Here is a 15,124-nt window from a genome sequence, read left to right as displayed (position 1 = left end):
CCTAAAGTTTTTATTCCTTGACCTATTATAACATGAATCGGATAAAATCCAATCCGTTGCAAATGATAACTAACAGCAAGGAGGTGAATCGTCTGAAAATACCCAATCTGAGCCCCATCATCACCCGTTGGCAGCCGAAATGTCTGACTTTTTCGCGCCTGATCAGATGGCGCAATACGCCCTGGCGGTTTTCCTTCATGCAGAAAGCCGGCAAATCTGTTGTTGCCGTGATCAGCTTATCTCTGATGCTGGGTATCTGCGCTTCGCCAATTCACGCCGCGCCGCCCGCTGAAAAGAAGCTGTCCAAGGAGGAAATTTTCAAGCAGCGAAAAGAACTGCTGAATACCTGGAGTTCTTTAACCGGTATTCCGTGGTTTCATTTGGCTGCTATTGATCAATATGAGCGGACGCTCAACAAAGCGCATCCCAAGAAAAGAACCGCAACCAGCGAGCTGCTTGGCATTTTTGTTCCTAAGGAAAGCTGGTCAGGTCCTTTGAATCCGGATCAGGAAGACAGCCTCCCTGCTTCGATTCTTCTTTTTAACGGCATTGGACTGGATGGAAACGGGGACGGCCAGGCACAGCGGGATAATGAGCAGGACGTCCTTCAAGCGATTACGCAGCATTACACGAAATATGGTCCTGGCCCTCAAAATTTCGCCAAAGGCATTTGGGACTACTATCACAACAGCCGTGCTGTGCAGCGTGTACTGCAGTTTTCCAAGCTGTATGAGCATTTTGGCCGGCTTGATTTGTTCGAGCATGCCTTCCCGCTCCCGACAACCAGCGTTTACTCTTACCAAAGCACCTGGGGGACCAAACGCGGCTGGGGCGGCCGGAGAATTCATGAGGGCACCGATATCTTTGCCGGTTACGGCGTTCCTGTTCGCAGCACCTCCTACGGCGTTGTTGAAATTAAAGGATGGAACCGTTACGGCGGATGGCGGATAGGCATTCGGGATTTAGATAATGTGTACCATTACTACGCCCACTTGTCCGGCTTTGAGAAGAATATCAAGGTCGGAGATATTGTAACGCCCGGGCAGGTTGTAGGCTGGGTAGGAAGCTCAGGATACGGCAAGCCGGGAACCCAAGGGAAATTCCCGCCTCATCTCCACTACGGCATCTACCGGGACCGCGGGTTAATGGAGTGGGCGTTTGACCCGTATCCGCTGCTGCGCAACTGGGAACAGTCAGAGGTTAAGCGGCTGAAGCAAAAGAAATAAGAGCATGATCAACTTGTTTGCATGAAAAAGAAGCCCTCCAAATTCTGAAGTGACCCCTGTCAAGTAGACAGCAAATAAAAAGCAATATTTAAGCAGCCTGAGTTCGGTATTCATAAGGACTCAGGTTGTTTAGTTTCGTTTGGAAACGTGCATGGTTGTAAAAGTGGATGTATTGCTCAGCAGCATGCCTCACCTGCTTGGCAGAGTGAAAGGAGTGGAGGTAGAAACACTCGGTTTTAAAATGACTGAAGAAGTTCTCCATGCACGCATTGTCCCAGCAGTTTGCCTTTCTGGACATACTGGCCTTTATACCGTATCGCTTAAGCAGGGCACTGTATTGCCGGCTAGTGTATTGAAATCCTTGGTCGCTATGCAAAAGGACACCCTGGGTATCCCGCTGTTTTCTCGCCTTTTTGACCGTATCAAACACCAGCTTTAAATCATTCTTCGAGCTGATCTGGTACGCTACGATCTCATGGTTAAAAAGATCTTTAATAGCAGACAAATACAGCCTTTGTCCATTAAAGATCAGGTAGGTAATATCCGTAACCCACTTTTGGTTTGGCTGGTCTGCTGTAAAGTCTCTGTTCAGGTGGTTGTCAGAGATGACGTAAGCCTCTTTCTTACCGTAGTAAGCTCTTTTCCTCCGAATGACTGCTTGAAGTCCCAGCTTGCTCATAAGTCGCTGTACACGCTTATGGTTTATGTGAATGGCATAGGTGCGCTTCAGCCAAACCTTCACTCTGCGGTATCCGTAAATGCCTTTGAGCTTCTCATAGCATTCGACGATTTTAAGCTTCAAGGCTTCGTCTTCGCTTTGCTTAGGTGAAACGAACGTTTGTCGGTACATCCATTTGTAAAAACCACTTCTAGATACCCCAGCCAGGTTGCATAGCAGGGTAAGGCTGTAATTCTTTTGGAGCAGTTCTTTAATCACCTCAAACTTTTTGCTGCTCGAAACAGCGTCCATTCCTCCCTTCACATCTGTAAGAGCTTTTTTAGCATTTCATTTTCCGCCTCGAGTCGCTTGATCTTGGCCTCTGAATCTTCGGGACGTATTCGCGGTCTGCCCATTCCTGGACCTTTCGCTTTCCCCCGTTTTTCTTCAAGACCCTTTAAGCCCTCCGCCTTAAAATGCTTTACCCATCGGCGAACTAAGGACTCATTAATCCCCATTTCACGTGCTACACTTTTATATCCCAACCCCTTTTTGAGATAGAGGTCAACGGTCTTTTTCTTAAACTTTTCATCGTAGGTTTTTCTCATTTCGCCCATAAAGAAATCCCCTCCATAGTAGACAGATTAATTGGCTTCTTTTTTTTGTCTACTATAAGGGGATCATATCATTATCTGGAGAGCTTCTTTTTGTTTGTGTGAATTACGGATTCATCCACTTCTGTTCCTCAGAAAGCTTGGCTGTATGGCCCGCTTCTTCTTATTAAATTTCTGATTAGGGCTGGACCATGGACCGATGCTCTTCAGAATCAATATGAGGAACAATGAGATAACTCCAGTCTTCTTCAAATATCGGCCGCCCCTTCAAATCTGAGCCTGGAATTCTAACCTGCACGGAAATCACATGATTGCCCATTACCTCATAGGTAATAATGTACACCCTGTCGACATCAAGCTCCCCAAGTACTTCCTTAACCTTTTGTTGAATCAGAGCCTCTTTACTGGAGCGGATATCATTGTGCTCGATATCAAAAAAAGCAAGCTGTCCAATCACCTCGAAGGGTGCCCTTCTTTGGTGGCGGTTCATATAGGCGTAGGCATTCAAATAATGAATGGTCTGCGGATACAGTGTTTCTCTGGCCTCCACCTGCTCCCTGTAGGTTCCCTCACGTATAAGCACATAGAGCTGCCTTGTGTCTCTGGCATACAGACGAATATGCTCATAACCGTTTTCCGCATAGACATCGACGTGGTAGTCTTCTCTAAACTGCTCATAGACCACCTGATTCACCTCGTCGGAATTGCCATTGCGATATTTATTTTTTGTAATTCCTTGATCCTGCTTGCGTTTGTCATAATTCAGGCGTGTACCCGCCAAAATCGCGTCGACGAATTTTACCTTCTCCTCATCATTATGAAACGTAGTCAGCGTCAATGGAATCAACCCCTTCATTTCCTTATCTTGGTTGAAATTGTACTACCGGTTCCAGGCTTTGTCCAGATGGAAATGATTCACAAATCGTTGCGAAATCGTGTGATTGTAATCACACAGGACATAGCTTGTCTTTTCATATACTTATTATATTCCTATAGTAGATGAAAGCGGGGCGTTAATTATGCTTAATGAAAAAACAATCGCCATCATTCAATCGACCGTGCCTGTTCTGGAGCAGCATGGACTCGATATTACGAAACGGTTCTATAAACTGTTATTCTCCAATCATCCTGAGCTGCTGAATTTGTTCAACCATGCGAATCAGAACCAGGGCAGGCAGCAAACCGCTCTTGCTAATGCCATCTACGCTGCAGCCAAACATATCGATAAGCTGGAATCCATATTGCTAGTTGTCAAACAGATTGCCCATAAACACCGCAGTCTTGGTGTTCGTGCCGAGCATTATCCGATTGTCGGCCAAAATCTTCTTCAGGCAATTCAGGAGGTGCTGGGCGATGCTGCAACAGATGAAATCCTGCAAGCGTGGGGAGACGCATATGGAGTGATTGCCAGTGTCTTTATCGGAGTCGAGGCTGAAATGTATCAGGATACGCACCAAAAGGAAGGCGGTTGGACAGACTTTAGAGCGTTCCGGGTGGATCGGAAGGAAAAAGAAAGCGATGTGATAACATCCTTTTACCTCGCACCTCGGGACGGTGAAGCAATAGCCGCCTTTGATCCAGGGCAGTATGTGAGCGTGAAGGTGGAAATACCGGGAGAAGCGCATACCCATATCCGCCAATACAGCTTGTCGGACGCACCGGGCAAGCCTTATTACAGAATTTCGGTGAAGCGTGAGGATGCAGCTGCGGGCAAAGTTGCCGGGAAAGTATCGATGTATTTGCATGAACAGGTCAAACCGGGAGATATTCTATGGCTGTCTGCTCCTGCCGGAGACTTTATACTGGACCAGGAGGATAAGCGCCCGGTTGTATTTATTAGCGGCGGTGTCGGATTAACGCCTCTGGTCAGCATGATTGAAACGCTCGCGGGTTCAAATCCTGACCGGGAAGCCATCTTCATTCATGCCGCTGAGAACGGCGCTACCCATGCCTTGAAACAGCAAATCGAAGAGCTTGCCCGAGGTTCTGCGCAAATTTCTGCTCATTGGTGCTATAGAGCGCCATCCACAGAAGATAGAGAGCTGAATGCTTTTGATAAGGAAGGCTATATTGACCTGCCTTGGCTTAAGGAGATCATTCCTGCCAAAGATGCAAGTTTCTATTTCTGTGGGCCGGTACCGTTTATGAAGGCTGTTAACGGCTGCTTGAAGGAATGGGGGATTCCTGCAGCCGATATCCATTATGAATATTTCGGGCCTGCGGATAATCTGGAGCATGCAGAATAAAAATGAGAGCTCTGCTTTGGTATTATGATTAAGATGATTCGCCAGCCTGGCTTCTCAGCAGCCGGTTTACGGTTTCCCGTCGTATGCCGATAAATTGTCCAATCTCATCCTGGGTCAGAACATCTGTTAATGTAACAGGAGAGATATAGGTATGGAACCAGGCTTGAAGCTTATGAAGTCTGTCAATTGGCGAGATTGTCGTGAGTTGATCCATGCGCTGCTGCATCATGCGTAATTTGTCCTGCAGCTTGAGCGCAACTTCACGGTATTGTTCCGGATTTTGCTCCAGCTCCTGATACCAGGCCGTTTCCGGCAGAAGATCAACCTCACAGGTCACCAGTGCAATAGCTGTACCGTAATACGGATTAGGACTGATAAGTGAATGATGCGGGATGATCTCGTCCGGCAAAATCAGATTGACCAGGATTTGCGACCCGTCGGGGTGAAGCCTAATGATTTTCAGCATACCGCTTCTCAAGTGAAACAGCGGTCCCGTTTCTCCTTGTCTGAATAAGGTTTCTCCTTTGTGCAGTATCATTTGGAACCTCCATAAAGATGAAGAAGCGAAAATCGGCTGGTTCCGGTTTTCGCTTCTTTAATTACAAACCCGGTTTATAACTCTCTGTGCTTCGAAAATAAAGTCGTGTCTCTCCCCCTACCCTTACCAATTCGCCGCTAGCCCTTGCCACTCCTGCATTTTCTCCGTTATTCCTCCGCTTGCCTAAGCAAATAAAGTCGTATGAAGAAATAGGAAGAAAATAAAGGGATTTGGGACAAGGGATGGCTTGGGAAATAAAAATAAAGTCATAAGAGCAGGGGAAGGACAGGCGATAAAAATAGGGAATAGGGCGAAAAAATGGAATGAAAGATGAAGGGCATTATGGAGTTGAGATCCCGCATGTCCTCCATCGTTATTCCAGTATAAATCCCGCTTCCAGCTTGATGTTACAGGCTTTTCTCTGCTTTGAATCTGTAATGAATCCTGCTTTACTCCGCCGATCTTTGAACCCGTTCCATCTTCCCTTCCTCCTCCTTTTCCTCTGCTCTATTCAGGAAATAATGATGGAAGCTGTATCAGGGATACGAGTTTATTTGCAGCGAGATGAGTTTATTTACAGAATTACGTGTTTATTTGCGAAGGATATAGTAGAGATTGGGATCAATTGATAAGGAATTAAAAAAACGACTATCATTTTCAACTTTGTAGCGTTTATTATCAATCTAACAAATATCACTGGCTATTCTCAGATTCCTTCCCTTTCTGAATCAAGCTATATATGACTCGAAGTGCATTCTGATTGTGATTGTGTATCCACTCCTCACGCTTTATTCCATTTGACTTAATCATTTTCTTAACGTATTTTTTTGCACATGAATGTGTTTCTCTGAATCCATTATATTCTATGCCTTCAGGCACTTTTCCTAAGACGTAAAATGGTTTTTCTTTAAATTTGTAAATTCTTTCATTTTCAATTTGTTTGATACTGACATCTACGACGGAGTCATTAACTTCCAGCCAAGCATGCAATCCAATTTTTCCAGCTTGCCCGCATTCCAAGAAAGTATCCAAATCGTTAACAGTCACATCGTAGTAGCCTTGGCAGTAAATAATATTATCATTTTCAATCTCACTGTATGTTCGCAATAAAAAATAAAGAACGATTGATAAGTATATGCACAGTCCACCGTTATTTTGATGCCAATACAGTTCCTGTTTTGTATTTTCGTCAATATATAGTACATTTTCTTTATCAGCATTGGCATATAAATATTGGATGTAAAATAGTAAGATAGAAATCTGATTTTCGTGCGATTCAAAGAACTCTTTTCCATCAAAGGAAATGACATCATCAATTTTATAATCAAATCCAACAAACCATGTCTTTTTAAACTCTTCAAGTATTTCAATAATGCCGTCATCTTTTTCAATTTCCTGCTCATTTGAATTTTCTTGACTTAAATGAGAATATTCTGGATTCGGAACAAGACGATACAGATTGAATCCCTCCTCGAAATTATGAATGAAACTGTTGAGCAATGTTATTATTGCCTTCCAATTATAGGGTTATACTTAGCACGAACCTGGTTTTCGATCACTGCAACAAGTTTATACATTACATCGTCGCTAAGCTCTTCAAGTGGTGAATAGGAAACCCTAAATTGGATACCCTGTTGCTGAAGTAATTCTCTATGAGACAATTTCATTCCGTAAGTCATGGACGATTTGCCTTCAATATGTTCATAAACTCTATTTTGAACATTCATGCTCTTTCCAACATACAACGGTACCCAATCATCTCTAAACTTATTTTGTTCCTCAGTAACAAAATGTTGTAGTGCTCTGCTCTTATAAAAAGCGGGGCTTTTTTCTACTCCACTCCACAACTTCTTGATTTCCTCACACCACTTTTCTACCAACAAACTTGATTCTACATCTTCAACACCTTTACGCCAATTGTTGAAATATGCTGAAAAGTTGGCCTCGAACAAATACACTCCTACCTCCTCTCTAAATACAGAAAAGAAATCTTTTGAAGTTGCAAAATTGGGATTTTCATCTTTAAATAAATCTGTTATGTCAATTTCTTTACTGCGTCTTCTTGTTCTCAAATCTTTTAGTGTCCTGTTTGTTAGAAATTCGAGTAGTTTTTCAATTGTATTGCGTACGGTTTTTATTTCGTTTCTCAATTCAAAATAGTTCATTATAGCCCTCATTATAAATTGATATCTTTCTATTATAGTTAACTAAATACAATTTAATCCAAATGCTCGTGTCCCGAGCTTCTGCTTATATTTTTGCTCGTATGTGACTACCTCTGATCTCGTCAACGATTTCGGCAATGCCCGTAAAATGGAATACTGGAATTTTTTATATCGAGATGGCTCTGATTGTAATAATGATACCAGTTTTGCATTTCCTCCATGAAACGATGTAGAATAATTCTTCCACCGTCCCAGGATTCCATCCTTTCCTGATGCTGAACCTACGTACTGATTCCCGTTCGTGAAATCAGTAATCAGATACACTCCTGCAACAGAAGAAAGCATGTTATGCCATATCCGATTGGAATCAGGATTGTTCATGACGGTATGTAGTTCATCGAAGGTTAACAGCACATCGTCAAACCTGGGAAATCTTTTACATACCCTACAGGGAGAATCTCAACTACTGTCTTGGAATCCTCTTTCGCTAACCATTGATACCAGCTTCTTGTTCCTGATCTCCATTCAATTACTAAACGATCAAAATCGTCCAAGAGACTAGTCTTTATTAATTCATATTGAATAAGTGGTTGATTCAATATCTCCATATATGGATAATCAATAGGTACTTGACTGGCCTTCTCTTCAAAATTTGATTTTCCATTTACTTTATATGCCCCAATATATATGGCTTTTGTTCTTTCATGTCCCAAAAAAGAAAGGATGTATTCACAATTGCCAAACACATCGTTACTTTGAAGGGTCTGATAGAAATCGAGCATCTTGAGCTTATATAAGTTCTGGGTATCATAATTTTGGTCTTGATGTCGAACCAACTTAATCTTTTTTGAGAGATCAAATCCCCTCATAGCAACCAACTCGGATAGGTTCATAACTAGTTCTCCTTCAACAGTTTCTCACACGAACCACATAAAAGAATAGGCACAATTCGAAACCTCAATATGAATTGGCATTTGAAAGAACATTAGTTTCTCAGCCATCTGTAAACTCTAAATGCATTTTCAACTATAGAGCCGATTGCAATCCAACTAGGCAGTAATGAAAAAACGATCCATTTTATTATTACATTATCAAGTATTGAAGTATGGGCAGATAATAGAACTATAAAAACTGTAAAAGAAAAAATCACCGCACCAACTAAATTGTATCTTCGATTCCATGTAGATTGTGAGTAATTTCTTATCAATGAAACAACTGTATAAATAAGCCACAGAAAAGTTAGTCCTATCGCTATTAATCCTTCTGTAACCTTCTTATCGCCGTTAACTGAATCAACCAATTTATGCCACAGAAGTTCAACATAAGTCTTAACAAATTGATCGATATTATGGATGTTTTGAAAATACCACGACATAAGCAGTGAAAAAATAATTCCAACGCCAATAGCCCTAATGTAGTGCCATTTCCCTCCTATTCTCCAGTCAAATCTGATAATGCTTAGTTCGAGAAGTAATTCTCCCTTCTTCCTACGTAGAAGATTCAACAAGGAATCAATAGAATAACTTTGAAAACACTCGTTCCAATGTTCTACTATTGGTTCAGTAAAATATTGAGAAAGTAATTCAAACAACCTGAAGCCTTTATCAGCAACCGTGGGCATAGTCAAAATAAATCCAAAAACAATTAAGGCGACTGCCACTGCGTCTGGGGTTGACGTTGTGGACAGTATGAGGTTTATTTGATACGCACTAAAAACGATAACTCCCCCAAGTATCATCAGCCATAAAACAAACTGACGATATGTTCTTATTAATTCATTAGCAGTTCCGTAACTATATAAAAACGAAGTTATAACAAACGATGCAGAAAAAGAATACATGATAAGCTTTTCTATTGAATAATCGATAAGCTCATGTCCGCCTTTTGCAAAAATATACATTGCTATTAATATGATAATGCATAAAGACATACAAATGGACAAAAAATAAATGACCCCATAAATGAGTTCTCTTCTAGGTCTTGAAATAACAATTGATGCATACATCACATATAACATACCAGGTAAACTGAAAGACTCATTTCGAAAGTTTAGTAAAACAACTCCTGTAAGACAGACAAATAAAAAAATTGGAGGCATGATAAGAGTAACTCCAGTAAACAATTGCTCTGTTTTTATAAATGATGATAGGACACATAATCCAAGAAATGAACCAATAACTCCAACTACCGATGAAATAATAGCGTTAAATAAAGAATGAACACAAAATCTTATAACGTAATGTAAATTTCTTTGTTGATTAAATCGAAGTAATAGACTATCAAAAAAGACTGCAATTATAATGAAAAAATTCTCAATATATATCCGTACAAACATAATAGCCCACCTCATTTAGGGGAATTTTCAAATAGCATAGTGTTAACCATTATTTTTTATTCATTACTGTAAATTCTTCAAATTAGTTTCATGTTTATTGATTGATGCAAGATTGTTTATTTATCTCATACTAAACAAAAAACAACCCCCAAATACTTTGAGGGCTTTGTGTCTGGATTAATAGTATGAAATGACTAGATGCGTAGTTTGAGGTATTTCTTCTTTTATCTTTGTTAAGATTTGATCTTTCGAAAAATTTATAATTGTCTCCAGTTCACCAGATATTGATACATGCAATTCATTCGAGTTCAGAAGGTCAAGTACCTTTGACTTTTTAGATATTCCTTCTCCCACAACTTTTGACCATATGTCACTCAACCGATCCAAATCAATCGTGGAATAAATCGATACTCCAAAATTCCTTACATCAATTTCGCTAAAAAGCTTGTTGTCTTTTGAAGTATCTTTTTGAAGTATAACGATGAGTTCTTTGGTTGCATTTCTGATTTCCTGTTTTAATTTATCGGCTGTCATTGCTTTATTATAACGAACTCGAACCAATGGAATACCACTCAACTTAAAGATATTATTTTTCATTTCATCTTTCTTTATCGCTGAATTGTTGTCATGGTACACACTGTCCTTCTCAATAGCAAGAACTGGCATATAACTAGAGGTGCTGATGATAACAAAATCTACATGAGCCATGAATAAATAATTCATATATTCACTCGAAATCATATCACGCATTTTGTCTACATCGACAATTGTTTTAAGACTTATATTTGGAAAGACAAAGTGTTGTGGAAATAATTCAAGCAAGACTCTATAAAGTGTAATCTCAGATTCATGGAAGAACATCGGACGGGACATATTTGTTTGATCAACCTGGATGATTTGCCTCTCCAGCTTTGCATCAACATAATCTGCTACCAGTTTTTCAATCACGGGATCAATTATAAATCGTCCATTTTGTTTACTCATCATCCCCATATTAATAAGTTCTGTAAGGTTTTTCTCAACATAAGAGGCCCTCTGTTTTGTAGCAGAAGCAAGTTCTTCAATAGACAACTGGGTATTCATTTTATAAATAGCAAATAATATACTTTTATGGTAACGGTTCGTAGCTTTAAAATAAGTTTCGGTTAACTTTTTGGGCCTTTCTCTTTCTTCTAATAGTTCTTTTTCCGTAATCGCTACATTTTTCTTGGCTGTTTGGTCGTCAGGATCTAATTCAACAGCACGTTTAAACCATTTTAGTGCCTTATCATTATCTTTATCGACATTTGAATAAATAACACCCAGGTTATTACAAACAGCATTGCTTTCTTTACCTGATTCGATGATAGATAGATAAATTCTTTTTGCCGCTTCATAATTCTTCAGCTCACTGAAGGAGTATGCGATATGGAAATAATGATATTCAGGCTTTTTTAGATACCCCTTTTCGAAAAAATCAAGAATCATTCGGTATTCTCGTTTTTTGAACAACGACTCAATAGCATAATTAGAAATAATTCTTTCATCTCTAAGATTTAAAACTAATTCTGAATCCAATTCGAGAAGTTTTTTATGAGCGTTTTTGGTCACATCAATGTTCTTTTCTTCGATGAAGTATACGTTATCCCATATTGTTTTCAAAGGTATGTATCGTCCGCTCGAAGTACACCAATCGAAAAAAATGTTGAACTTTTTATTGAACGCAATTACTTCTGACTTAGTCATTTTTATATTGCCGTGTGCGTCTTCTGGATCCTTGATATGCGCATCAATGAAGAACCGATATAACTCAAATAGCTCGTTAGGTATTACATCAGTACCTACTATTGCTCGAAGCTTCTCAATGTACAAATAAAATCTGCCATGCATTTCGGATGAAAAATACGAAACATTATCATAAATTAATTGTAAACAGTTCAGCACATGCTCAACGAGATTGTGATCATTTGATTTATGAGCTAATAACTTGATAACATTCATATATAATGCTATCTCATCATAGTTGCTCGGTAGATAGTAATCGATCGTATGTGATTTATCCTCATGATTCAGATACTTATGCACGTCTTCTTCATCAAAAAGTGTATATGAGCTTATAGGAAAAATAAATACTTTATCAAGCTTTGTTTTAGGTATTCTATTCCACACTTGGAGCAAAGAATCATGCAATTCACCATTCGCTTCGTATTGAGCAATGGTTTCTATGACAATACAAAACATTTCATTTTCGTTTAACTCATCTACAGGATCTTCTACCTCTACAGCCCATTTGATATAGTGAGCAATGTGTTCTTTGAATACAGTAGCCGCGGCGGCGTAATGCTTTCCTTCCACTAAGGCTCTTTTTAATTGAAAAATGACATCATAACCCCAATAATAATTCTGTTCTTTTACCTCTGGATTGTTTAAAATATTGTACAAATTCCTTAAGATAAATTCCTTAATCGGAAATAAATTAGCTTTTGAATAAAACCCCTCAAGATATGCACTGTAATCGCCTTCGTATTCCTCTTTCTTAACAGGTTTTAACAAAAGGATAAGATCTTGCGGGTAATTTGCTTTCAATTCGGCAACTTTCAAAGAAATACCCCCTTCTACTCCCTCCGATTACTAAAATTTATTGGGGAGACTGTCTGCGTTTGTAGGATTCCGTTCATTTCGCGAACAGGTTAGGTTATATAAAACAGATAACAGTTCTTATTGAGAAATTTCATTCTTCTATGTTCCAATCAAAATCATCACTAAACTCAATTCACCATATTATAACATTTAATATTTTCAACTTGTCCATAATCTGTCGAAAATTTCCGAAAAGACACCTTTTCACCATAAAATTGATTTATTTATAAAAGGAAGCATTTAGCTTGCTTTCCCTATTTCGACTTTCACGAATTGATTCAGCTCTGGAACAAAGAAGTAACCCTCGCTCCGCAGTTCTTCCTTCATATCCTCATTCAATATGAAAATATCCGCCGCTATGTCCACTAACGATTCAAATCGCCCTAATAATAACTGATCGTTTAGATATTTAATTCGCTTGGAAGTCAGAAACTGATAAAATTGATACCCGTACACAATCTAGCACCTCCTTGCTCCTTTGATTTCTACTATTCATTTTATGACCTTGACCCTTTATATCTTCCCTTCTCCTTATCTAAAAATGATTGGATCGGCTACACTAAGTTGGACAGAAAAAATAAGGGCTTGTAGAATAAACTTATCATGCTAAGGAGCGGATCTCTACAATGCCTAAAAAACAACGACGCACGTTTACAACGGAATTCAAAAAGCAGATGGTACAGCTCTATGAAAATGGGAAGACCAGAGCAACGATTGTGGAGGAATATGACCTCACAGCTTCTGCTTTAGACCGCTGGATCAGCCAAGCTCAGACAACGGGCTCCTTCAAGGAGAAGGACAATCGCTCGTTAGAAGAAGAGGAATTGATCGCTTTGCGAAAAGAGAACCAGTGCCTGAAAATGGAAGTGGATATACTAAAGCAAGCGGCGCTGATCATGGGACGAAAGTAGCTATCATCCAGAATAATCGTGATAAATACTCGGTATCAGCAATGTGTGACGTCCTGCAAATCGCAAGAAGTACATTTTATTACGATGCTCAAGAACGAACCACTGAAGATGATGTCACTGAATCTATTGTGGATATCTTCCTCCAGAACCGAAAAGCCTACGGCACACGCAAGCTCAAAGTGAAACTCCACGAGCACGGATTCATCGTCTCCAGACGCCGTATTGGCCGCATCATGAAAGAGCAAGGGCTCGTTTCCACTTACACGGTGGCCCAATACAAGCCTCAGAAATCGTCCTGTAACGAAGCGACGACGACCAATGTTCTGAAGAGAGAGTTTGATCAAACGGAAGCTAAACGCTTCGTCGTCAGTGATTTGACGTACGTAAAAGTCCAGAACCGATGGCATTATATCTGTGTGCTGGTGGATCTGTTTAATCGAGAAATCATTGGCCAAAGTGCAGGTCCGAACAAGGACGCTGCTTTAATTATTCGTGCCTTCGCGACTGTTAAGGGTGATCTACACCAAATTCAATGGTTTCATACCGACCGCGGTAGCGAGTTCAAAAATCAAAAGATAGACGAGCTCTTGAAGACGTTTGAAATCGCTCGATCGCTAAGTATGAAAGGCTGTCCGTACGACAACGCTGTGGCCGAAGCCACCTACAAGATCATGAAAACAGAGTTTGTGAACCAGATGTCCTTCCAGAGTCTCCGTCATCTAGAATTGGAATTATATGATTACGTCAACTGGTTCAACAAACATCGTATCCATGGAACCTTAGGCTATATGACGCCTGATCAGTATCGGCAAGAAGCCCTTAAAAAAGTTGTCTGATTTACTGTTGACAATCCAGATTAGGATCAACAACAGCCTTATCGCCAAAGTATTTCTTAGCATAAACACGAAGGCTATTACTTGGAAAAATTCAGACATTGGAACATTAGTGAGTTTCTAAATTGTTAAAAGAAAAAGACCAAGGAGTTATTTGAACTGTAACCCGAAAGATAGACACTAAAAAAAAGTGTCTGTCTTTCGGGTTTTTGTGTTTTAATAAAAAATACTACAATGAATGAGGGAACTATATCATGTCAAAACGTCTTTTCACATCAACGCAATTGAGAATGCTGGAATCAAATCCTAATGTTGTTCATGTAACTGAAAAAGCAATAACTTACCATCCTGCGTTCAAAGTACAAGCTGTTCAGTCATACAAAGAGGGTTATCAACCCATGCAGATATTTCTCGAAGCTGGATTTGACATCGCCATTATCGGAGCAGAATGTACCTCTGTCAATAGAGTAGACATATAGAACCGAGAGAATTAGGCCGCCTTTCTGTACCTACGTTCGCATTCATTAGGTGTGAGATACCCGATGGTCGAATGAATCCGTTTGGCATTGTAAAAGCAGAGAATGTATTCAAATATGCGTTTACGTGCTTGTTCGCGTGTCTTGAACCTCTCCAAATGAATCAGTTCCTTTTTAAGAATGCTGTGGAACGATTCGATGCAAGCATTATCATAACAGTTACCTTTGCGGCTCATACTAGCGATCATCTTGTATGTGCTTAGTCGAGCTTGGTAGTCATGAGAAGCATACTGGCTGCCCCGGTCGGAGTGATGTAGCACGCTGTTAGACGGTCGCTGCTGGTGATACGCCCGATCAAGCGCTTGAAGGGCTAATTCTTTATTCATCCGGTCACTCATTTGAAAGCCGACAATTTTGCGGCTATATAAATCCATCACACTCGCCAAATACAGCCAACCTTCATCCGTCGCAATATAGGTGATATCGGCCACCCAAGCTTGATT

At 40.1% G+C, this 15,124-nt stretch carries 16 protein-coding genes; 4 read left to right on the top strand and 12 right to left on the bottom strand.

The annotated features are described in order from the left end of the window. Nucleotides 1-197 precede the first annotated feature (197 nt). Nucleotides 198-1,226, top strand: coding sequence for a M23 family metallopeptidase (locus tag H583_RS0111660; protein ID WP_028560627.1), 1,029 nt, complete (start codon nt 198-200; stop codon nt 1,224-1,226). Nucleotides 1,227-1,314: 88 nt separating this feature from the next. Here H583_RS0111660 and H583_RS0111655 read toward each other — a convergent pair whose 3' ends face one another. From H583_RS0111655 to H583_RS0111645, 3 genes are all read right to left on the bottom strand, one after another. After that, entirely contained in the window at nt 1,315-2,196 is an 882-nt protein-coding gene (locus H583_RS0111655; RefSeq protein WP_028560626.1) for an IS3 family transposase, read from the bottom strand. A gap of 8 nt (nt 2,197-2,204) precedes the next feature. Beyond that, nucleotides 2,205-2,501 carry a transposase gene (locus H583_RS0111650; RefSeq protein WP_028560625.1) on the bottom strand — a complete coding sequence of 99 codons (297 nt, stop codon included), beginning with the start codon at nt 2,499-2,501 and terminating at the stop codon, nt 2,205-2,207. Nucleotides 2,502-2,676: 175 nt separating this feature from the next. Further along, the gene (locus tag H583_RS0111645) at nt 2,677-3,336 is read right to left on the bottom strand and encodes a DUF5986 family protein (protein ID WP_036709347.1); all 660 of its coding nucleotides are present in this window, start codon (nt 3,334-3,336) and stop codon (nt 2,677-2,679) included. Nucleotides 3,337-3,517: 181 nt separating this feature from the next. Here H583_RS0111645 and hmpA point away from each other — a divergent pair, with 181 nt between their 5' ends. Further along, nucleotides 3,518-4,744, top strand: coding sequence for an NO-inducible flavohemoprotein (gene hmpA / locus H583_RS0111640; protein ID WP_028560623.1), 1,227 nt, complete (start codon nt 3,518-3,520; stop codon nt 4,742-4,744). A gap of 28 nt (nt 4,745-4,772) precedes the next feature. Here the strand turns inward: hmpA and H583_RS0111635 are convergent, their stop codons facing one another. From H583_RS0111635 to H583_RS0111600, 8 genes are all read right to left on the bottom strand, one after another. Beyond that, complete coding sequence (locus tag H583_RS0111635) at nt 4,773-5,282, bottom strand: Crp/Fnr family transcriptional regulator (RefSeq protein ID WP_028560622.1); 510 nt, start codon at nt 5,280-5,282, stop codon at nt 4,773-4,775. A 693-nt stretch (nt 5,283-5,975) separates the two neighbouring features. Next, on the bottom strand, nt 5,976-6,782 hold the full coding sequence (locus H583_RS0111625) for a hypothetical protein (protein WP_028560620.1): 807 nt from the start codon (nt 6,780-6,782) through the stop codon (nt 5,976-5,978). A gap of 5 nt (nt 6,783-6,787) precedes the next feature. Further along, a complete protein-coding gene (locus H583_RS0111620; protein ID WP_028560619.1) occupies nt 6,788-7,447 on the bottom strand; it encodes a hypothetical protein in 660 nt (219 codons plus the stop codon). Nucleotides 7,448-7,489: 42 nt separating this feature from the next. Beyond that, nucleotides 7,490-7,792, bottom strand: a complete 303-nt coding sequence (locus H583_RS38135; RefSeq protein WP_161631198.1) for a GIY-YIG nuclease family protein — start codon at nt 7,790-7,792, stop codon at nt 7,490-7,492. Between the two features lie 59 nt (nt 7,793-7,851). Further along, complete coding sequence (locus H583_RS0111615; RefSeq protein ID WP_028560618.1) at nt 7,852-8,340, bottom strand: hypothetical protein; 489 nt, start codon at nt 8,338-8,340, stop codon at nt 7,852-7,854. Nucleotides 8,341-8,432: 92 nt separating this feature from the next. After that, nucleotides 8,433-9,782: a hypothetical protein gene (locus H583_RS0111610; RefSeq protein WP_028560617.1), complete on the bottom strand. Its 1,350-nt coding sequence runs from the start codon at nt 9,780-9,782 to the stop codon at nt 8,433-8,435. Nucleotides 9,783-9,959: 177 nt separating this feature from the next. Further along, nucleotides 9,960-12,362, bottom strand: coding sequence for a DciA family protein (locus H583_RS0111605; RefSeq protein ID WP_028560616.1), 2,403 nt, complete (start codon nt 12,360-12,362; stop codon nt 9,960-9,962). Between the two features lie 279 nt (nt 12,363-12,641). Further along, complete coding sequence (locus tag H583_RS0111600; RefSeq protein WP_028560615.1) at nt 12,642-12,857, bottom strand: hypothetical protein; 216 nt, start codon at nt 12,855-12,857, stop codon at nt 12,642-12,644. A gap of 170 nt (nt 12,858-13,027) precedes the next feature. Between H583_RS0111600 and H583_RS0111590 the strand changes: the two genes are divergently transcribed. Next, nucleotides 13,028-14,148, top strand: a protein-coding gene (locus H583_RS0111590) for an IS3 family transposase (protein ID WP_154665868.1) whose coding sequence is annotated in 2 segments (ribosomal slippage) — nt 13,028-13,277 and nt 13,277-14,148 — 1,122 coding nt in all. Because the reading frame shifts where the segments join, the coding sequence is not laid out codon by codon here. 251 nt (nt 14,149-14,399) lie between these two features. After that, nucleotides 14,400-14,624, top strand: coding sequence for a hypothetical protein (locus tag H583_RS32665; RefSeq protein ID WP_051236342.1), 225 nt, complete (start codon nt 14,400-14,402; stop codon nt 14,622-14,624). 11 nt (nt 14,625-14,635) lie between these two features. Here H583_RS32665 and H583_RS0111580 read toward each other — a convergent pair. Next, a partial coding sequence (locus H583_RS0111580; RefSeq protein ID WP_028560612.1) for an IS3 family transposase occupies nt 14,636-15,124 on the bottom strand: 489 nt, incomplete at its 5' end.

Origin of the sequence: Paenibacillus pinihumi DSM 23905 = JCM 16419 (assembly GCF_000422505.1) — a bacterium.
Lineage (GTDB): Bacteria > Bacillota > Bacilli > Paenibacillales > Paenibacillaceae > Paenibacillus_D > Paenibacillus_D pinihumi.
This window is presented reverse-complemented; position numbering and strand designations above follow the sequence as displayed.